A 310-nucleotide genomic window follows, 5' to 3' on the forward strand; every position below is an offset into this window, starting at 1 on the left:
GGGAACGGCGTCTGCGTCGGCACCCCCGTGGCCGGGGCCACGGTGGCCATCGCTGCGGTGGCCCCGGACGGCAGCGTGGCGGAACTGCCGACGACCGACCCCAACGTCACCGGGGAGATCCTCGTGAGCGCCCCGCACGTCAAGGACCGGTACGACCGGCTCTGGGTCACGCAACGGCACAGCGCGTCCGTGCCCGGCTGGCACCGCACCGGCGATGTGGGCCATCTCGACGCCCATGGGCGCCTGTGGGTCGAGGGCCGGCTGGCGCACATCATCACGACGGCGAACGGCGTCGCAACCCCGGTGGCCG

Annotated in this window: 1 pseudogene; it reads left to right on the forward strand. The window is 74.2% G+C overall.

The features are described from left to right. Positions 1 to 310, forward strand: a pseudogene (locus AC5RUJ_RS18925) (alpha/beta fold hydrolase); the annotation flags it as partial.

The organism is Arthrobacter sp. Y3223164, assembly GCF_059091005.1.